This is a genomic window from Acinetobacter sp. YH12136, assembly GCF_013418545.1.
GTDB lineage: Bacteria > Pseudomonadota > Gammaproteobacteria > Pseudomonadales > Moraxellaceae > Acinetobacter > Acinetobacter towneri.
On sequence record NZ_VPBV01000006.1, the window covers coordinates 1 to 20,438 of the forward strand.

Genomic DNA, 20,438 nt, shown 5'->3' on the forward strand with positions numbered 1-20,438 from the left:
CATCGTTCGGTAAATAACTTCATGGTGAATATCATGGCTGCTGTAGTGGCTTATTGTTTGAATCCCAATAAGCCAACTTTCCAAAATATGCTAAAAGGCTAAATGGATTTCATCGAACTCAGGTTAAAATAAATAACAAATAAATTGTGACAAGTTCTAAATCTTAAAACTGGCAAAGCTTATCTTTTTCATGAATAATTAAAAACATAACAAAAACAGTAGGAGCGCATAATGGAAGTGGTTGCTTACCTGCATAATGCAGATTTGCTCTTAGAAGATGAACAAGGTGTCGCGGTAATTGGCGGCAGTCATTATGTTTTAAGTTTAGGTGATCGGGTGTATTTACGTCAGCAAATTGATGCACCTGCAAAGATATATCAAGTTCAAATTTCATTTACCAGTGCAGAACACTGTATGCTGCATGAAGATGAAATTCAACTCAAGTTTGAAGGTAGTCGCGAACAATTACAGCACTATCTTCAAGCCACAACAGTACACTAAGGTGGAATATCATTCATTCATTAGAACAGGCAACATGAGTGTTGCCTTTTTTACGAGTTAAACTTTAGGCCAAAAGTTAGTGTACATACAGACAAAGTTAAAATTAAGTCGTGTTTTGTCTGTAAATTGAACAATATGCGCATCATTTAGTTATAAAATAATGGGCATCACAAAGAAACACTCTAGTTGCATTAACTTTTAACTGGAAGTTTAGTAAAATTTTGCAGTCCATATTGTTTGTGATGCTTTAAAAGCAGGAATTCACAAATAATTTTTTAAAAAAGAGGAATAACACCGTGCTAGAAGCTTACCGCCAACACGTTGAAGAACGTGCCGCACTCGGAGTCCCACCGAAGCCACTTGATGATGTGCAAACAGCTGCATTAGTTGAATTATTAAAAAATCCACCAGCAGGCGAAGAAGCTTATTTGGTTGATTTGATTGAAAACCGTGTACCTGCAGGTGTTGACCAAGCGGCATACGTTAAAGCTGCTTTCTTAGCTGCTGTAGCAAAAGGTGAAGCAACCTCTCCACTCGTTTCTAAAGAGCGCGCAGTTTACTTACTAGGTACAATGCTTGGTGGTTATAACGTAGCACCTTTAGTAGAGCTTTTAGACAATGCTGAATTGGCTGGCTTAGCAGCTGAAGCATTGAAAAACACTTTGCTTGTATTTGATGCGTTCCATGACGTAGCAGACAAAGCAAAAGCAGGTAACGAAAACGCGAAAGCAGTTTTACAATCTTGGGCTGATGCTGAATGGTTCACATCGCGTCCAGATGTTCCTGAAGAAATCAAACTTACAGTGTTTAAAGTTACTGGCGAAACCAACACTGACGACTTGTCACCTGCACAAGACGCATGGAGTCGTCCAGACATTCCATTGCACGCAAATGCAATGTTGAAAAACGTACGTGATGGCATCAACCCAGAAGTTCCTGGTGAAGTTGGTCCATTAAACCAAATCAAAGACCTTATCGCGAAAGGCAACCAAGTTGCTTACGTGGGTGACGTTGTTGGTACAGGTTCTTCTCGTAAGTCTGCAACTAACTCTGTACTTTGGTTCTTCGGTGATGAAATCGCGCACATTCCAAACAAAAAAGATGGCGGCTACTGCTTAGGTGGTAAAATTGCGCCAATCTTCTTTAACACAATGGAAGATGCGGGTGCTTTACCAGTAGAAATCGACGTTTCTAATATGAACATGGGTGATGAAATCACGCTTAAAATCGACCATGCTGCTGCTAAAGTAACAGCGTTCAAAGACGGCGCACAAATCGCTGAATCTGAACTTAAAACTCCAGTGCTTCTAGACGAAGTACGTGCAGGCGGTCGTATTAACTTGATCGTTGGTCGTGGTTTGACAGCTAAAGCGCGTGAAGCTTTAGGTCTTGCACCATCTACTTTGTTCCGTACTCCAGTACAACCTGAAAACACAGGCAAAGGCTTCACTCAAGCTCAAAAAATGGTAGGTCGCGCTTGTGGTCTTCCAGAAGGTCAAGGTGTTCGTCCAGGTACTTACTGCGAACCTAAGATGACTACTGTTGGTTCTCAAGATACAACAGGTCCAATGACACGTGACGAATTAAAAGATTTAGCTTGTTTAGGTTTCTCTGCAGACTTAGTAATGCAATCTTTCTGTCACACAGCTGCGTATCCAAAACCAGTTGACGTTCAAATGCAACACACGCTTCCTGACTTCATCATGAACCGTGGTGGTGTTTCTTTACGTCCAGGTGACGGTATTATCCACTCTTGGTTAAACCGTATGCTTCTTCCAGATACAGTAGGTACTGGTGGTGACTCGCATACTCGTTTCCCAATTGGTATTTCTTTCCCAGCGGGTTCTGGTCTTGTAGCGTTCGCTGCAGCAACTGGTGTTATGCCACTTGACATGCCTGAGTCTGTACTTGTGAAGTTCAAAGGTAAAATGCAGCCTGGTATCACTTTACGTGACCTTGTACATGCGATTCCTTACTACGCAATTAAAGAAGGTGACTTAACTGTAGAGAAGAAAGGTAAGAAAAACATCTTCTCTGGTCGTATCTTAGAAATCGACTTAACAGAAATGGAAACTGACTTAACAGTTGAACAAGCATTTGAATTGTCTGATGCTTCTGCTGAGCGTTCAGCTGCAGGTTGTTCTATCACACTTTCTGAAGAGAAAGTTGCTGAATACCTTCGTTCAAACATCACCATGCTTAAGTGGATGATTTCTGAAGGTTATGGCGATGCGCGTACTATGGCTCGTCGTGTTGAGAACATGGAAAAATGGTTAGCGAACCCATCACTTCTTAAAGCTGATGCTGACGCTGAATACACTAAAGTGTATGAAATTGACCTTGCAGACATCAAAGAACCAATCCTTTGCTGCCCGAACGACCCAGATGATGCAAAACTTCTTTCTGACGTTCAAGGCGACAAAATTGATGAAGTATTCATCGGTTCTTGTATGACAAACATCGGTCACTTCCGTGCTGCTGGTAAGTTATTAGACAAAGTTCCTGGTGGTTCTTTATCTACTCGTCTATGGTTAGCGCCTCCAACTCGTATGGACGAGCGTCAACTTATGGAAGAAGGCTTCTATAACACTTACGGTAAAGCGGGTGCGCGTACAGAAATGCCAGGTTGTTCATTATGTATGGGTAACCAAGCACGTGTAGCACCGAACACAACTGTAGTATCTACTTCTACACGTAACTTCCCGAACCGTTTAGGTCAAGGTGCAAACGTTTACTTAGCTTCTGCTGAGCTTGCATCTGTTGCAGCGGTACTTGGTAAGTTACCAACACCAGAAGAATACCAACAGTACGCTTCTCAAATCGACAGCATGTCTGCTGACATCTACAAGTACTTGAACTTTGACCAGATGGAAAGCTACACAGACGCTGCTGCGAATGTAGACACCAAGAAAATTGCTGCTGCTCAGTTGACCTAAGTTAGGAAAAGCAAACGCAAGAGCAAATCTATGATTTGTTCGAGTGTTGAGCGATAAGCAAGATCAAATAAGGGCTGATTATTCAGCCCTTATTTTTTATTAAAATATTATCTAATGTTGAGTAATATTCAAAACAGCATAGATAGTGATATTTCAGCTTGCCTAACTGATTTAAAAATAGGGGCGCAAGCTATGAAATAAATTAGAATTTAACTTATTAAAACAATATAAATTTGCCTATCAATACCGTTTGTCATAAAATAATGTAAACTGCGTCACAAAATATGGTGGATTAATGCTGGTATTCAATTTTAATTATAATTTTTGGTAAAAACTTTATTGAAATGAACTACTTAGCTTTAATTTTAATGAAATTGGATATTTTTTAATAACTTACTATAATGATTGTAAAATTATGTAATTAAAATGTGTCATATTATTAATGCATTGACCAATTAAAAAAATTTTGCGTCTCTCTTTAAATATGAAACTGGGTTGTTTTTATGAATTTAATAGAAACAGTTTTTGACTTTAAAGCGCTTTCAATGCAGCAGCAATCGTATTTTTTTGAAAAAATTTATCAATTCGATCAAAAAATCTTTCCAAATTCGAGTTTAGAAGAATTTAAAGCCTTTGTTTATGACCCCGATGCAATCGCAGTCACGGTTATTCAATATCATGATCGAGATCAAGTGGTTGGGCAAAATGTTATTCCTTTTATTTTGATTCATTATAATGAACAGCCTATGCATGTGGTCAATTCACGAGCGGGTTTTTTGTCTGAATATCAAAAACAAAATTTGACGATTCCAAGTGCAGTCAAAGCCATGTTGAATCGACGCTTAAAAAATCCATTTATTCCATTGTGGTTTGTGATTAGCATTAATCAACCGAAGATTTATTCTTTGTTTGCTTCGCGTTCTAAAAGTTTTTTCCCAAGAGTCGGGAAAACTATGCCTAAGGAATATCATGAAGTTTTGCAGCTTATGGCGGCACGATATCCTGAAATTCAAAAGCGCGGTGAAGGCGTATATGTGCATGAAACTCATTCTCCAGCACGAAGTTTTGAGCAACTGATGCATTTGAGAATTCCGCAAGATGTACATTCCAATTTCTTTTTGCAGCACGCGCCTGATTATTTTGATGGTTGGGGCATTATGTGTATTTGTAAATTAGACGGTAAAACTTTATCTGAAACGGCACTCAATTTAGCACTAAACAGAAAAGTGGATTAGGTGCTTATCACATCGAAAAACTGTAATCCTCTGTACGTATCCTGTTGACTCTATACTGCAGTAGATGATGAATTTGGGCAGTGATGGGGTGTAACCATCATCTTCACCAAAGTTTTATTGAGTGAAATAATGATCTTGATGTTTGCAGTTGCGACAAAATAAGGACACATAATTTTCTGCGTCATAATCGACAGTCAGTTCATCCGATCCGCAGTGCATACAGCGTTTAAGTGAATAAAATTTAAGTCGTGCTTCAATTTTTCGCCAAGAACGCCACACAGGTTGAAAGAAAATCCTTTCGTCATAACCCAAAAAGCGGAAGAATAAAATTTCGCTCATATAGCTGAAAGGCAAATTAGGCGGGCGTGGCAGGGTAGAGGTCTCCCATTTTTCAGCCACTGACCGTTCTCGGTATTGCTGCACAGTCTTTTTCAGTAAATTGGTATTAATAAAGTTTTCATTGCGTGGTTTGAGTGCTTTTTGTTGGTATAAATATTCCAAAGCTGTTTGTACTAAGTAATAAATTTGCCCAACCGCCAAGACGTCTAAAAGTCGGTAGCAAAAGTTCTGAAAACTATGGTTGCCCGCAATTTGTATGCCCCAAGTCCGACAATAAAATTGCATAAACTGCACAATTTCTTGATATAGCAATAAATACAGCGCATCTTTGACTTCATCTGCCGTTTTGAACGGTGTACCCATGCTTAGATTTTCATAAAACCAATAGCGTAATTGTTGTGCTATGCTGAATAAACTCGGTTCAGAATAACCATCTAAACGGACATTGATATAATATTGCTGCGCATTTTCCGCAAAATCTTTGGCAATTAATATTTGCTCTTTTAGCAAATGTTTGATCATGCCGTGCTGGAAAAAATAGTTGGGGGTAATATTTAAATACTTGATTTTTTCCCAATCTATAAATTCTTCATGTGGAATATGTTCCTGTGCATGCTGATCTAAAATACTCAATAAAAATAATTTATCTATAAAACGCAGCTGATTTAATTCGCGTTCAGGTGCATCCTGTTTTTTGAATTTTTGTTGTTCTTGCAAGCGGGTTTCCGCCATGATTTTTTTGCGTTGTTGGGTACAGCTTGCGCAATGACAGTTTTGTTGTTGGCTATTTTGAAAGATGCGATGTTCACAATGACTACATTGGTGAAAATTTAATTCCTGCTCATATTGTTCTGCTTCTACCCAATACATAGATGCCTGACACAAAGGGCATAATGTGCTTTCATCTAATTGTTTTTGCAGAATTTGTAGCATTGTGAAATAGAAGCTCAAGTAAATCGTGATATGTCATTATACATGGCTTGTGTACTGAAAGGTGGAAGCTTCTGTGCTTTTGATCATCATCAAAATTAGCCTGTGTTGGTCGTATTTGAAGTGAAGTTGCATATCAAAATATTAAATTTACGCGTAATAGCAATACAGGTATTGATTTAAACAGTCTGCTTTTATGTTACTTGTACAGGATTAATCCAGATAGGATTGAAAAGCTTGGGTTGAGCGCCCATATAAATCAGCATTGTTGAACAAGACTGAAATAGATTGTGCGCAGACAGATGTTGAAAGTTGTCGTATGATCATTGCAACTTTACAAAAACAAGCGCATCGCCACAAAGAATGAGGACAAGATGAATATTGCAGCAAATCCTATGGTTGAAGCCAGCCAAACTATCTATTTAAAAGACTATCAAAAACCTTCATTCTTGGTAGATGCTGTAGAGCTAGATATTCAAGTCTATGCAGATTACACCCAAGTGGGTGCAACATTGAAAATGCAGCGTCAGACTGCAGGCGATTTGGTGTTATTGGGCCGTGATTTAGAATTGAAATCTATTATTTTGAATGGCACGGAATTATCGGAAAGTGACTATCAATTAGATAGTGAGCAGCTTCGCATTGCAAATGCACCTGATCAAGTCACGTTAGAAACCATCGTGATCATTCATCCTGAAAGCAATACGCAACTTGAAGGCTTATATCAGGCAAGTTCTGATTTATTTGTTACCCAAAACGAGCCTGAAGGTTTCCGTAAAATTACCTTCTATCCTGACCGCCCAGACGTATTGTCGGTATTTACCACACGTGTTGAAGCCGATAAAAAATATCCTGTGTTATTGGCAAACGGCAACTTGTTAGAAACAGGTGAAGCAGGCGAAGGTCGTCATTATGCGATTTGGCAAGACCCGACCAAAAAGCCAAGCTATTTATTTGCTTGTGTGATTGGCGATTTAGCAGTCATGAAAGACCATTATGTGACATCTGAAGGGCGTAATGTTGCGCTGGAAATTTATGCAGAAGAAAAAGACATTCCAAAATGCAAAATTGCTATGCAAGCGTTAAAACATTCGATGCGCTGGGATGAAGAACACTATGGTCTGCCGTATGATTTAGACAATTATATGATTGTGGCAACCAGCGCTTTTAATATGGGCGCAATGGAAAATAAAGGTCTGAATATTTTCAATACGTCATGTGTATTGGCCGATGAAGAATACACCACAGATGCCGCAATTATGCGCGTACAGTCCGTGATTGCGCATGAATATTTTCATAACTGGACAGGTAACCGTATTACTTGCCGCGATTGGTTCCAGTTGTGTTTAAAAGAAGGTTTAACGGTGTTCCGTGACCAATCTTTCTCTGAAGATTTACAGTCTGCCGCAGTACAGCGTATTGATGATGTGGCGGTGCTCAAAGCACATCAATTCCCCGAAGATTCTGGCCCGTTATCGCACCCGCCACGTCCAGATCATTTTGTAGAAATTAATAACTTCTATACCGCAACAGTCTATGAAAAAGGTGCGGAAATTAACCGCATGATGTCGACTTTACTCGGTAAAGAAAAATTCCGTAAAGGTAGTGATGAATATTTCCGTCGTCATGATGGACAAGCAGTCACGGTTGAAGATTGGGTCAATGCTTTAAGCGCAGGTTCAGGTGTTGATTTATCTAATTTCCTGACTTGGTACAATCAACCAGGCACACCAAAGCTTGAAGTGCAGGGCGAATACGATGCGGCTGCGCAGGTTTATCGTTTAAATTTAAAACAAAGTCTGAAAAGCAATGCCAAATATCCAAACTTAAAAGCATTGCCTATTCCTGTTGCATTGGCATTGTTCAATGCAGAAACAGGCGAGCAATATATTTTGCAGTCTGAAGCTTTGGTTGAAAACTCAGTAAAAGATGGTGTGTATTTGTTTGATCAGGCACAAGCAAGTATTGAATTTAGCGGTATAACTGCGCATCCCGTTGTTTCTTTATTGCGTAATTTTTCTGCACCTGTGAATTTAGAATTTAACTATTCTAATGATGAATTGGCATTTTTAATGCAGCACGAAACCAATGGCTTTAACCAGTGGCAGGCGACTCAGACTCTATTGGAACGTATTTTATTGGAAGAACATGCAGCAGATACTTATTTGCAAGCCATGAAAAATACAGTACCTGCTTTAATTGAAAAAGATCCTTTGTTGGCATCACGTATTTTTGATGTACCTTCTGAAGGCTATTTGGGCAGCCGTATTGATCAAAATTATCAACCTGAAAAAATTCAGCAACAACGCAATGCGCTGTTAGATACATTGGCGCGCGAACTTGGTGCATTCTGCAAAGAAACCTATTTAAGCCTTGATCCAGACATGCAGCAAGATTTCTCTCAGGCAATGGGTGTACGTGCTTTAAAGAATATCATGTTGGCGTTAATGGCACGTCAGGGCGATGCCAAAGCGTTTGAGCTGGCACAGCAGCAATACCATACCACTCGAAATATGTCTGAGCGTTTAGGGGCATTGCGTGTCTTGGTGTGGAATGATGCACCGCAAGCCAAAGCTGCTTTGGAAGATTTTTATACACGTTTTAAAGATGAAGCTTTAGCACTTGATCAATGGTTTATGGTTCAAGCTTCACATCCAAAAGCGACAGCTGAAACCATTCAGGCTTTAACTGCACATCCTGATTATGATTTGGGTACACCTAACCGTATTCGTTCAGTCAGTGGTGGTTTAAATAGCAACCCTGTGAATACATGGAGTTTTGGTGTTCAGCATTTTATTGACTTAGCCAAGTATTTAGATGAGAAAAACCCAATTGTAGGTTCGCGTTTATTGCAGGTGTTGTCGCGTTGGTACACTTTGGCAGAGCCACAACGTAACCAAGTGCAAGCAGCGTTACTAAATTTGCAGTCTGTGGTGAAATCTAAAAACGTGGTTGAAACCCTAAATAGTATGTTAGAGGTTTAAGTTAAAAAACTAAAAGCCATTTCATCAATTCGTTGAAATGGCTTTTTTGTGGCTGGAATACATTAAAAATAATCTAGCTTAGTCACAGCGAATTTGATATTCATTTTTATAGTTGGTGTAAGTTTCATTTAATTCAGCAAGTAATTTTTTCTCGTTATATTGCCGATCTTCAGGTTTAGAATTTTAAGTACAATTGGCATATATTCATGTTTGTAAATCTGCGTATATTCTTCACAAATAATATGTTTGCGCTCATCTGCAGAATAGTTATCTAAATCGCGAAGCAAGATTTCATTCATTTTGGTATTGATGAGATCGAGTTCATCAAACATGCTTGGGGCTTGATCTGACGGTTGGGATGGGGAACAGCCGAAAGTGATAAAGCTACATATCAGAACGTAAACCCACTGCTTCACATTGACCCCAATGATAAAAAATCAAATTTATATTATAGCCTTAAAAGCGTAAAATTTAAGTGAATAGTCAGTTTTATTGGCAGTGAAATCAATTGAATGACAGTGTGTCGATTTTGTGTATTTAGACAATATGGCTGACTTGGGAAATGCAGTTTTATGTGTTAGTTTTGATGAAAATGAATGTTTTTCTGCGCTGAATTTCTGCAGATGAGTATCTAAAAAATCACGAAAAATTGAGGCATGAAATGGCTAAACATTATGACTATTTGGTAATTGGGGCAGGAAGTGGTGGTATTGCTTCGGCCAATCGCGCGGCGCAATATGGTAAAAAATGTGCATTAATTGAAGTTGCAGATTTGGGCGGGACTTGTGTCAATGTGGGGTGTGTGCCTAAAAAAGTGATGTGGTATTCTGCGCAAATCGCCGATGCTATTCAAAAATACGGCCCAGATTATGGTTTTAATACTGAATTAAAATCGCATGATTGGAATACGTTAATTCAAAATCGTCAAGCTTATATTCAGCGTATCCATGCATCGTATCAATCAGGTTTAGCTAAAAACAATGTTGATGTGATTCAGGGCTTTGCTCGTTTTGTAAATGAAAAAACAGTTGAAGTAAATCAGCAGCAATACACTGCAGATCACATTTTAATAGCCACAGGAACTGAGCCAACACGTCCAGATATTGAAGGGGCAGAGCTAGGAATTGATTCAAACGGTTTCTTTGAATTGCAACAATTACCAAAACGCACGGCAATTGTCGGTTCGGGTTATATTGCCGTAGAGTTAGCAGGTGTTTTAAATGGGTTGGGTTCAGAAGTTGGATTGTTTATTCGTAAACAATTGCCGCTGCGTAGTTTAGATCAATTTTTAGGTGAAACATTACTTGAATGTATGCGTGATGAACATATCCAAGTGCATACGCAAGCCATTCCAAAGAAAGTCACTCGCCAAGCGGATCAGTCTTTGTTATTACATCTTGAAGATGGTTCACAGCATGAGGTCGATTGTCTGATTTGGGCAGTTGGACGTAAACCAAATACACAAGCATTGAACTTGGCTGCTGCAAATGTGCAGATTGATGAAAAAGGATATATCGCAGTAGATCAATTCCAAAATACCAGCCAAGCAGGTATTTATGCGGTGGGCGATATTATTGGAAAAATTGAGCTGACACCCGTTGCTGTTGCCGCAGGACGTAAATTGTCTGAACGTTTATTCAATCACAAACCAAATGAATATTTAGATTATCAAAATGTTGCCACGGTGGTCTTTAGTCATCCGCCTATTGGTACGGTGGGTTTAAGTGAAGCGCAAGCCATTGAACAGTTTGGGCAAGATCAGGTCAAAGTCTATCAATCTTCTTTTACCTCAATGTACACGGCTGTAACTCAGCATCGTCAAGTGTCTAAAATGAAATTGGTCTGCGTTGGTGATGAACAGAAAGTCGTGGGCGTGCATGGTATTGGCTATGGCATGGATGAAATTTTGCAAGGTTTTGCAGTCGCGGTCAAAATGGGCGCGACCAAGCAAGATTTTGACAATACTGTCGCAATTCATCCAACTGCTGCAGAAGAATTTGTGACTATGCGCTAATGGAGTAGCGTAGTCGCACACAAAGAGTATGGGTTAAAAAAATCCATACTCTTTTTTATTTTTGAAATTTGTAGATAAAAAATCAGAAGATAAACGTCAGAAAGATAAAGTTTGTTATCGTTATTTAGTTAGCCTAATAAGAAACCCACCGAAGTGGGCTTGTGCGATCAAACACCATCCATTGTGTCTGGGGTAGATTATCTCACGAAAATGATTAAGGTTTGATTAAGAAATTTTTGTTTTATTAAGTTTATCTTTACAACTTTGTAGTCCATGCTGCAAAGACTTTAAATCTATGTTATAATATAACTTGTACAATAAAAATATCTCTATTCTCTCGTAGTTATTCATCATCATGCTGTGCTGCATTTATTTTCTATGCACTACAACTTAAGTGTGATGAATGTAGTTGTATTAAAAACTATGCTCAAAATTTTAATTTGAGCTTGATGTGTAAGTTATAAATGAATTGGTGTAAATATTGAAAAAAATGCAAACAATGCTTGCGAAAGCAGTGAATGGTCGTGAAATTATGGTGTCTTTGGTGGCATCAAAGAAAAAGCAAAATACCCGTGATGGTTTTAAATGGGTCGAAGTCGGAAAACATGTGTTGTTGGAATGTGGTCAGGAAATCGAACTGAATTTAGATGGTCGCAGTTTTTATACCGATACGCATGAAATGTTCCGTTTACCACATCGGGTTAATTAAGTTTTAGTCTGAAATGACTATTCAACTCAACTAGATTGCATAAAATATGTAATTTAGAAAAATTTTAAAAGTTTTATCCAGAAAAATCCCGTTCATTGGCGAACGGGATTTTTTTATTTTGTCTTTTACTGTGACAGAGCACAGTCAGTATTGAATTAAACCTTAACAATCAAAACAGGAACAGGGGACTGAGTCAGTACGTTTTGAGCAACGCTACCGAGCATCATCTTTTTCACGCCAGTACGGCCATGCGAACCCATAATAATCAGGTCAGCACCAATTTCATTGGCGATTTGTACAATCCCTTCAGAGGCTGCAACACCGCGGATAATTTTGGTATCTACCGAAATACCTTCACGGCTAAAGGATTGCTGAATTTCAGCCAAACGATTTTGTGCATTTTGTTCAGCCTGCATGAAATAATCGGTAATTGCTGGTGCAACTTTGTAGAAGTCCACGCCTACAAAAGGATCAACTGCAATTACACTCATAATAGTAACAGGGCAATTTAGATCTTTTGCCAATGAAAGTGCTTGTTCGGCTGCAGCATAAGACATAGGTGACTCATCTACTGGAACAAGTAAGTGTTTATAAGTTGTCATGGCAAATCCTTATTAAAAATTTATGATGAAAATATGGCTTAAATTTGTGATTAAGCTTTCACTACAAGTACAGGTAATTCTGTATGGCGTAATACGTCTGTGGCAAAGCTACCCAATAATAATTTTTGGAAACCTTTACGACCATGTGAACCCATCACAATCACATCGGCATTTAAGTCTTTCGCAGTTTTGATTACACCTTCAGCAGATACCAAACCCTCAACCACGCGAGTTTCTGCATTTACACCCACTGCTTTCGCAATTTCATCTGCTTCTTTTAATGCTTTTTGTGCATTGGCTGTCGCTTGCACAAAGTATTCTTTCATAATGGCAGATGAATAATTATAGTAAAAGTCAGAATCAGTAAATGGGTCTTCCGCAACAAGGCTAATTAAGGTGAGTTTACTGTTAAATACTTTGGCAATTTCAGCTGCATGTTTGACCGCTGAAAAAGAAATTTGTGAACCATCTACAGGGACTAAAATATTTTGGTACGACATGCGGGTAACTCCAGAAATTATGATTATTCGCCTTACACTTTATTGATAGCATATAGTCTATATAGGTTCAATTTAAAATCTGAAAAAAGATTGATAATTCATTTAATTACCCGCCAAATTTGCTGAAAGAAAAGATAAGCTTAAGATGATGAATTTACTCAACTCAACGGCAAAGCTATACGATAAAATAAGATGCTAAATTTGCAAAAATAAATAGACCTTCATAATTTAATTTTAAATTACTTGGGTTTGAATTGGGCGTATGAATCTTGAGGGAATTGTGGTTTGAAATTATTTTGGATGTTGCTGTGTTTTATATTGTTAAGTGCTTGTCAAACCACGCAGCAGAACAGTCGAATCATTGCTGGTGCATTTAATCTCACCACAGGCTTGCAGCAAAAAATCATGGATCGCTATGCACCCAAAAACATACAAGTGCAACATGATATTGTGTATGCCACGCAGCCCAATTTGAGTTTTGACTTGTATCAAGACAGTCAATTGCAAGATTTAGCTGCACGCCCGACAATTGTCTGGATTCATGGTGGTGGCTGGATTGCAGGTTCAAAAGCCCACGCACGTGGCTATTTTAAATTATTAGCCGCGCAGGGCTTTAATGTAATTGCCGTACAATATCAATTTGCCCCGCATGCAACTTATCCTACTCAGTTGCAACAAATTGATCGGGCTTTAAATTACATCACGCAACATGCAGAAAAATATCAGCTTAATCCACAACAATTATATTTAGCAGGCGATTCTGCAGGGGCGAATTTAGCTAGCCATTATGCCGCATTATTGAGTAATCCTGCATTTGCACAGCAGTCTAATTTACAGCCGACTATTCAGCACAAACAACTTAAAGGGCTGATTTTGCACTGCGGGATTTATGATCTAAAAGCGTTTGTTGAAACTGCGCCAGATGAAATGAATATCGTAGAGTGGGGTGTTTATAATTTGGTGCAGGCTTACACGGGAGATCGGAAACAGGACAGTGAATTTCTGAAGAATATTTCGCCTATTCAACATTTAACGGCAAACTATCCTGCGGTATTTATCAGTGGTGGTAACAAAGACTTTTTAACAGAAACTCAATCTATGCCGATGCTGCATGCTTTACAGCAACAGCAGATTCCTGTGACGACAGCATTTTATCCAGATACAAAAGCATGGTTAATTCACGAATATCAATTTTTTATGCACCAAAAAGAAAGCCAGCAAACTTTTGCTAAAACAGTAGAATTTATCCGAAGCACAGCAGACCCTAATGTATCGCGCATACAATAAATCAATACGATGCTTCAGAAAAAGTGTTTTTTAACTGCTTAAGTTATTTAGCTTTTGCTGTTTAAACTTTAAAACTGCCAAAACCACACAACCAAAAATCAGTCCCCAAAATGCAGAACCAATACCAAAAAACTGAACCCCAGAAGCACTAAATAAAAAGGTCAATAAAGCAGCTTCACGTTCTGCAACCTGCTGAAAAGCGAGGGCGATGTTGTATCCAATGGTACCAAGCAGTGCAATTCCTGCCAAAGCTGTAATAAAAACAGCAGGGAATGCCATCAGCAAACTGGTAAGCGTTGCCGCAAATATCCCCATCAAGATATAAAACAAACCGCAGCTAATTCCCGCAATATAGCGCTTACTGGCATCGGGATGCGATTGATCATCTAAGCTAATCGCAGCACTGATGGATGCGATATTGACACTAAAACATCCAAATGGCGCGAAAATCGCTTGTGCTGTGCCTGTCCAACCAATTAAGTGACGTACATTCGGGTTAAAGCCATAGCTTTTGATCATGGCAAGACCAGGCAAATATTGCGACGCCATATTGATGACAAACAAAGGCAGGGCTAAACCTAAAATAGCAGACCAACTTAATTCAGGTTGCATCCAAACTGGTTGTGCAATACTCCATTGCACACTCGGCATTTGAAATTGTAAGAAGATTGGGCATAACGCGACACCAATCAATACAGTTAAAACAATGCTATAACGTGGGCTAAATCGTTTTGCCAATACATAAGCCGCCAATAAAGACAAAATAAATGCCCATGCTTCTTGCAGACTGGTAAATAGGGCAATTCCAAATTTAAGCAGCACACCTGCCAACATGGCGCTGGTTAAACTCTGTGGAATATAAGTCAGTACCTTTTCAAAAATACCTAAAAAGCCAAGCACTGCTGTGAGTACGCCACAAAATAAAAATGCGCCAATTGCTTCGTGTAAGCTATAACCGCTGCCCGTGGCGATAATCAGTGCCAAGCCTGCGGTAGACCATGAGGTCGCCACAGGATATTTAAATTTCCAAGATAAAATCAGCCCGCTTAGACCAATACCTAAACCCAACGCGCAAAACCAAGAGCTGATTTGCTCAGCACTTGCGCCTAAAATTTGTGCTGCCTGAATGACTAAAACCGCGGAAACACTAATACCGACCAAGAAGGTAATAAAACCTGCAAATACTGCAGGCACAGAGAAGTCATTTAAAAGTTTTTGCATGCTTTCTTAGACATATTTTCTATAATTTATGAACAGATCATACACATTTGAACAAATAGTCAAAAGTGTTTTTTATACTTTTTTATAGCGTTGAGCTTGCCAGTCTAAAGCCAAAACCGCAGAACAAAATACCAATGCTTGCAACGCAAATGGCTGCAATTTTATAGCGTTGATTGAAATAACTGGCTAATTTGACTCCTGAAAAAATCAAGATAGATAAATAACCCATGCTAATGATTTGTAGGACGATGGCTAAAACAGCAAAGCTCAGCATCGGGTAGGTGTAATCAGGATTGACGAATTGCACAAAAAAAGACAAATAAAACAAAATTGCTTTTGGGTTAATAACGCTAATCATTAAAGCAGTTCGGTAGGGATGAACCCGTTCAGTTGTATTGCTCGTTGCTGTTGTAGAAAGATTGGCGTGCGAAGTTCTGGTTTGTGGAAACCATGTTTTATAGGCTGCAATCAGTAGTTTAATACCTAAATAGCCTAAGTAGAGCGCACCAACTACTTTTAATAAGGTGAATAGCCATGGAAAAGCATGCAATAATGAGGCTGCCCCTAAAATGGTGCACACAATTAAAATCAGATCACCCGTAAATACACCGAAAGCAGCTGCATAGCCTGTGCGTATCCCAAAGCGTGAAGCCACTGACATGACATAGAGTGAGTTTGGGCCAGGCAAGAGCACAATTAAGGTTGTGCCAATTATAAAAGTGCTGAGGTCACTAATACCAAACACGCAAACTCACCTAAATAAAAACCGATGTTGCAGTATAACAACATCGGTTTTGTGGCTTAGTAAAAATTTTGGAATTTTACTGGGATAGGTTAAAGCTTAAGCTTTAATCTCTGCATCTAAGCCGAAAGACTGGCGTAATAGGGTGGCAAGTTGCTCACGCGCTTTAATAAAGCCATCAATGCCGCCTTGTAACAATTGGAACGCCATCAAATCTGCTTCAAGTTGCGCTTTGAATTGTTCCTTTTCAATTGCTGCCAGTGGTTCAGCTTGAACTTGAATGCCATTGGTCGATAACGCTGCAGCGACTTCTCGTTCATCAGCTTCAAGTTCTGCCAATAAATTTGGTGCAACGGTCAATAAATCACAACCAGCTAAAGCCAAAACCTGATCAATACTACGGAAACTCGCGCCCATAATTTCAGTTTGTACTTGGTGCTGTTTATAGAATTGATAAATTTTCTTCACCGAAAGTACACCTGGATCTTTTTCAATAGGGTAGTACATGACATTTTCAGCTTTTTTATACCAATCTAAAATTCGACCCACAAATGGCGAAATCAACGTCACTTTGGCATCTGCACAAGCATGTGCCTGATGTAAACCAAACAACAAGGTTAAATTGGTGTGAATGCCTTCAGCTTCCAACACTTTCGCCGCTTGAATGCCTTCCCATGTCGATGCAATCTTAATCAAAATGCGGTCTGAATGAACACCATAAGCTTGGTACAGTGCTAAAAGTTCTTTGGCTTTGGCAATGGTCGCATCAGTGTCATAAGACAAAGAAGCATCCACCTCAGTCGAAACACGACCTTCAATCAGCTTTAAAATTTCTACACCAAATTTGACCGTTAAAATATCAATGCTGCGCTCAACCAATAGATCATTTGTATAACCTTCAGCTTTGGCTTGCTCAAATGCAGCTTCAATCAACGCTTTATTTTCAGGTTGATTTGCAGCCGCCGTAATGAGTGATGGGTTGGTGGTCGCATCCAAAGGACGAAACTTTTCAATCGCAGCCAAGTCACTACTATCTGCAACAATGGTGGTTAAGTTTTTTAGTTGATTTAAGGCTGTCTGTGTCATTCGAGATCTAGTTCTTAGGTTATTGCTTATACATTCAGTTATATCACAAACAGCTTTTAACCCAAGTACCAAGTAAGAGGGTTTGTGGATTATTTACCAGTTTTTCTCAGATTTCGGACGTGATTAATCAAAAAATGAGCAGCAGCGCCCAATTGATGTTCTCGGCTCCAGACCAAATCGACAAAATATTCAAATTTTGGGGTGAAATCTAGCAGCTGTAAAATTTTTAATTCGTGTTGTAGTTCAGGATGTTCATTCAGCATTTCCAAGGGCAAGACACCCCAGCCTAAACCCTGCTTAATCATATTGCAGGCAGAATGATGATTATCGGTACGCCAATAGTGCTTAGAAAATAACAACTCGGGTTTAATCTGCCGATCACGGCTCGCCACTACAATTTGCCGATTTTGTAAAATCTGTTCAAAACTGACTTGATCAGATTCAGCCAGCGGTGAATGTCGGGCAGCGACAGGCACTAAAATTTCACGTTTTAATTCCACAAATTGTTCACTGCTTTGTAATTGTTCGCGTTCAAACATAAAGGCCAAGTCCGCTGCTTGAGTCATGAGTAAATGCAGTGCATCTTCTTGTGGCGCAGAGAAAATATTGATCTGCAATTCAGGAAATTGCTGTTCTAGTAACACAATATAATCTGTCCAGCGAGTGTGTAGTAATTCAGACACCACCACAATATTTAAGTGTGCTTCCAGCCCAGAACTGAGCGCAAAAGCATGTTGTTTCCATTGCTTCATTTCTATGAGCAGTTGTTTGCTTTTTTCGTAAAGACTCTGCGCTAGTGGGGTAGGCAAAGGTTCACGCCCAATCCGTTCAAACAGTTTTAGGTCTAAATCAATTTCTAAATTGGCTATCGACATACTGACTGCAGAAGGTACTTTATTTAATTTACGTGCAGCTGCGGAAAAAGAGCCCATTTCCATGACAGTAATAAAAATAATCAGCTGATCTTGGTTGATATTCATTATTGGTACTTGATTTATCTTTCAATATTATTGATAGATTCTAACTCGAACATTCAAAACTATGAACATAAAATACTCCTCAGTATTTAACGTCATTGAGTGGGATCATGTTAATTTCCAAGAGAAGATTGCTACATGCGCTGAGCTATGAAGTAGTTTTATTAATTATTATTGCTTTGGCACTTAGTTTTGTATTTGAAATGCCCATGCAAGTTACTGGTGGTTTAGGTATTGCAATGGCAGTGACTTCGGTGCTTTGGAATATGCTGTTTAATCATTATTTTGAAAAGTTTGAAGCCAAACACAAACTCAATAGAACCTTGAAAATACGGGTATTACATGCCGTAGGTTTTGAAGGTGGACTGATGCTCGCGACCATTCCAATGGTGGCCTATGCCTTACAAATGTCGATCGGGCTGGCGATTTTAGTTGATTTGGTGATGACGCTCAGCATTTTGGTCTATACCTTTATTTTCCAATATTGCTATGACCATATTGAGGCTAAATTAGGTTATGCGCCTCAATACCGCACATAAACTAGAAGCGACTACTTGTGTCGTTGCCGTAGGTGCCACACAATAGAAAAAGCCACTTACAAAGTGGCTTTTATTTGAATCTAATTCAGGTTAAGACAGAATTATTTTTCAATAATTGCTGTTACACCTTGACCGCCTGCAGCACAAATTGACACCAATACACGACCAGAACCTTTTTGATTCAGAAGTTTGGCTGCAGTTGCAATAATACGACCACCTGTTGCTGCAAATGGGTGACCTGCCGCTAAAGATGAACCTTTAACGTTCAGTTTGCTGCGATCAATTGAACCTAGAGGTGCTTCTAAACCTAAACGTTCTTTACAGAAGTTTGGATCTTCCCATGCTTTTAAGGTAGACAATACTTGAGATGCAAACGCTTCGTGAATTTCGTAATAATCGAAGTCTTGTAAAGTTAAGCCCGCACGCTCAAGCATACGTGGTACTGCATAAGCAGGCGCCATCAATAAGCCTTCTTTTTTACCTACAAAATCAACTGCTGCAGTTTCTTGGAAAGTCAAATAAGCTAAGACTTCATGACCGTTGGCTTTTGCCCATTCTTCAGATGCAAGCAATACACATGATGCACCATCGGTAAGTGGGGTAGAGTTACCCGCAGTCATGGTACGCGCATCACCTTTACCAAAAGCAGGTTTTAACTTCGCTAGTTTTTCTACAGTTGAATCTGCACGTAAGTTATTGTCACGCTCTAAACCTAAGAATGGTGTGATGAGATCGTCAAAGAAACCTTCATCATAAGCAGCAGCCATTTTTTGATGTGAAGATGCTGCGAGTTCATCTTGCGCTTCACGAGAAATGCCCCATTCAAGCGCTGTAATTGCTTGGTGGTCGCCCATAGATAAACCAGTACGTGGTTCGCCATTACGTGGCGCATCCATCAGGTCTTTAACGTTGATTTTAGTTAATGCTTTTAAGCGGTCTTTACCTGTTTTTGCAATGTTGAGTTCAAGCAAAGCTTTACGTAAACCATCACCAAAGGCAATTGGTGCGTCAGAAGTAGTATCTACACCACCTGCGATACCTACATCAATTTGACCCAAAGCAATTTTATTGGCGACTAAAAATGCAGCTTGCAAACCAGTACCGCACGCCTGTTGTAAATCGTAAGCAGGTGTTTCAGGTGCAAGGGCAGTATTCAGTACGCACTCACGGGTCATATTGAAGTCACGGCTGTGTTTGAGTACTGCGCCAGCAACCACTTCACCTAAACGCTGACCTTGTAAATTGAAGCGTTCAACCAAGCCATTTAATGCTGCTGTAAACATATCTGTATTAGATGCAGTAAAGTAAGCGCCATTAGAACGTGCGAATGGAATACGGTTACCACCGATAATAGCAACGCGGCGAACAGTGTTTTGGCTCATAATTTTATCCTGTTGAACAGAGGTATTGGTATTAGATGGTGCTTTTGTTTGCGTTGAAGCAGTTGTTTTAGCACGGCTAGTCGTGCGGGTACGTGTAGTTTTTGTCGTACTCGTGTTGGAACGGGTTGCAGTGTTGCTACTTTTGCTTGTACGTTTAGCAGTTGATGTATTTGACACAGAATCCGTTGCAGAATTTTCCACTGCTGGATTTTCTTGAGTTGTTTTGCTCATAAGGCTTTTCCAAGCATGTTAAGGGTCTACTTGATGCGTACATTAGCACAATAGTATGACAGCTGAATTGACTACAATGACATTGCAGAATGCATTCAGGTCAAGACATCTGATAATTAACTCAAGTATGATTTAGCACAAACGGGTAACGCTATTGAAATGTGGGCATTTGGCATCATATTGATGTTAAAAGATATCGTGTAATCCATCAAAAAATGAATTT

The 20,438-nt window shown here is 39.3% G+C and carries 17 protein-coding genes and 1 pseudogene; 9 read left to right on the top strand and 9 right to left on the bottom strand.

What is annotated here, in order from left to right; all coding sequences use genetic code 11:
* From FTU71_RS04055 to FTU71_RS04070, 4 genes and pseudogenes are all read left to right on the top strand, one after another.
* Positions 1-102, top strand: a pseudogene (locus FTU71_RS04055) (IS982 family transposase); the annotation flags it as partial.
* A gap of 129 nt (positions 103-231) precedes the next feature.
* Positions 232-501, top strand: a complete 270-nt coding sequence (locus FTU71_RS04060) for a hypothetical protein (protein WP_004973220.1) — start codon at positions 232-234, stop codon at positions 499-501.
* A 296-nt stretch (positions 502-797) separates the two neighbouring features.
* Positions 798-3,437: a bifunctional aconitate hydratase 2/2-methylisocitrate dehydratase gene (locus tag FTU71_RS04065; RefSeq protein ID WP_179990143.1), complete on the top strand. Its 2,640-nt coding sequence runs from the start codon at positions 798-800 to the stop codon at positions 3,435-3,437.
* 503 nt (positions 3,438-3,940) lie between these two features.
* On the top strand, positions 3,941-4,672 hold the full coding sequence (locus FTU71_RS04070; RefSeq protein ID WP_004973230.1) for a hypothetical protein: 732 nt from the start codon (positions 3,941-3,943) through the stop codon (positions 4,670-4,672).
* A 114-nt stretch (positions 4,673-4,786) separates the two neighbouring features.
* On the opposite strand, the gene FTU71_RS04075 is transcribed toward FTU71_RS04070, so the two are convergent.
* Positions 4,787-5,944, bottom strand: a complete 1,158-nt coding sequence (locus FTU71_RS04075; protein ID WP_180111505.1) for a hypothetical protein — start codon at positions 5,942-5,944, stop codon at positions 4,787-4,789.
* 371 nt (positions 5,945-6,315) lie between these two features.
* Between FTU71_RS04075 and pepN the strand changes: the two genes are divergently transcribed.
* Complete coding sequence (gene pepN, locus FTU71_RS04080) at positions 6,316-8,925, top strand: aminopeptidase N (protein WP_179988639.1); 2,610 nt, start codon at positions 6,316-6,318, stop codon at positions 8,923-8,925.
* Positions 8,926-9,053: 128 nt separating this feature from the next.
* Here pepN and FTU71_RS04085 read toward each other — a convergent pair whose 3' ends face one another.
* Positions 9,054-9,341: a hypothetical protein gene (locus FTU71_RS04085; protein ID WP_179991086.1), complete on the bottom strand. Its 288-nt coding sequence runs from the start codon at positions 9,339-9,341 to the stop codon at positions 9,054-9,056.
* 245 nt (positions 9,342-9,586) lie between these two features.
* Here FTU71_RS04085 and gorA point away from each other — a divergent pair, with 245 nt between their 5' ends.
* On the top strand, positions 9,587-10,939 hold the full coding sequence (gene gorA, locus FTU71_RS04090) for a glutathione-disulfide reductase (RefSeq protein WP_096900890.1): 1,353 nt from the start codon (positions 9,587-9,589) through the stop codon (positions 10,937-10,939).
* Between the two features lie 490 nt (positions 10,940-11,429).
* Positions 11,430-11,648 (top strand): hypothetical protein, encoded by a 219-nt coding sequence (locus tag FTU71_RS04095; protein ID WP_004973244.1) that lies wholly within the window; start codon positions 11,430-11,432, stop codon positions 11,646-11,648.
* Positions 11,649-11,803: 155 nt separating this feature from the next.
* Here the strand turns inward: FTU71_RS04095 and FTU71_RS04100 are convergent, their stop codons facing one another.
* On the bottom strand, positions 11,804-12,250 hold the full coding sequence (locus FTU71_RS04100; RefSeq protein WP_004973247.1) for a universal stress protein: 447 nt from the start codon (positions 12,248-12,250) through the stop codon (positions 11,804-11,806).
* Between the two features lie 50 nt (positions 12,251-12,300).
* A complete protein-coding gene (locus tag FTU71_RS04105) occupies positions 12,301-12,750 on the bottom strand; it encodes a universal stress protein (RefSeq protein ID WP_004973248.1) in 450 nt (149 codons plus the stop codon).
* A gap of 300 nt (positions 12,751-13,050) precedes the next feature.
* Here FTU71_RS04105 and FTU71_RS04110 point away from each other — a divergent pair, with 300 nt between their 5' ends.
* Entirely contained in the window at positions 13,051-14,037 is a 987-nt protein-coding gene (locus tag FTU71_RS04110; RefSeq protein ID WP_180005708.1) for an alpha/beta hydrolase, read from the top strand.
* 30 nt (positions 14,038-14,067) lie between these two features.
* On the opposite strand, the gene FTU71_RS04115 is transcribed toward FTU71_RS04110, so the two are convergent.
* The 4 genes from FTU71_RS04115 to FTU71_RS04130 form a co-directional block, all read right to left on the bottom strand.
* Positions 14,068-15,258, bottom strand: coding sequence for a benzoate/H(+) symporter BenE family transporter (locus FTU71_RS04115; protein WP_180005678.1), 1,191 nt, complete (start codon positions 15,256-15,258; stop codon positions 14,068-14,070).
* An 82-nt stretch (positions 15,259-15,340) separates the two neighbouring features.
* A complete protein-coding gene (gene leuE, locus FTU71_RS04120; protein WP_004973255.1) occupies positions 15,341-16,003 on the bottom strand; it encodes a leucine efflux protein LeuE in 663 nt (220 codons plus the stop codon).
* A 96-nt stretch (positions 16,004-16,099) separates the two neighbouring features.
* Complete coding sequence (gene tal / locus FTU71_RS04125) at positions 16,100-17,086, bottom strand: transaldolase (protein WP_136144603.1); 987 nt, start codon at positions 17,084-17,086, stop codon at positions 16,100-16,102.
* Positions 17,087-17,175: 89 nt separating this feature from the next.
* On the bottom strand, positions 17,176-18,066 hold the full coding sequence (locus tag FTU71_RS04130) for a LysR family transcriptional regulator (RefSeq protein WP_180111507.1): 891 nt from the start codon (positions 18,064-18,066) through the stop codon (positions 17,176-17,178).
* Positions 18,067-18,173: 107 nt separating this feature from the next.
* Here FTU71_RS04130 and aceI point away from each other — a divergent pair, with 107 nt between their 5' ends.
* The gene (gene aceI / locus FTU71_RS04135; RefSeq protein ID WP_179997367.1) at positions 18,174-18,602 is read left to right on the top strand and encodes a chlorhexidine efflux PACE transporter AceI; all 429 of its coding nucleotides are present in this window, start codon (positions 18,174-18,176) and stop codon (positions 18,600-18,602) included.
* A 101-nt stretch (positions 18,603-18,703) separates the two neighbouring features.
* On the opposite strand, the gene FTU71_RS04140 is transcribed toward aceI, so the two are convergent.
* Positions 18,704-20,215, bottom strand: a complete 1,512-nt coding sequence (locus tag FTU71_RS04140; RefSeq protein WP_179997366.1) for an acetyl-CoA C-acetyltransferase — start codon at positions 20,213-20,215, stop codon at positions 18,704-18,706.
* Positions 20,216-20,438: the final 223 nt, after the last annotated feature.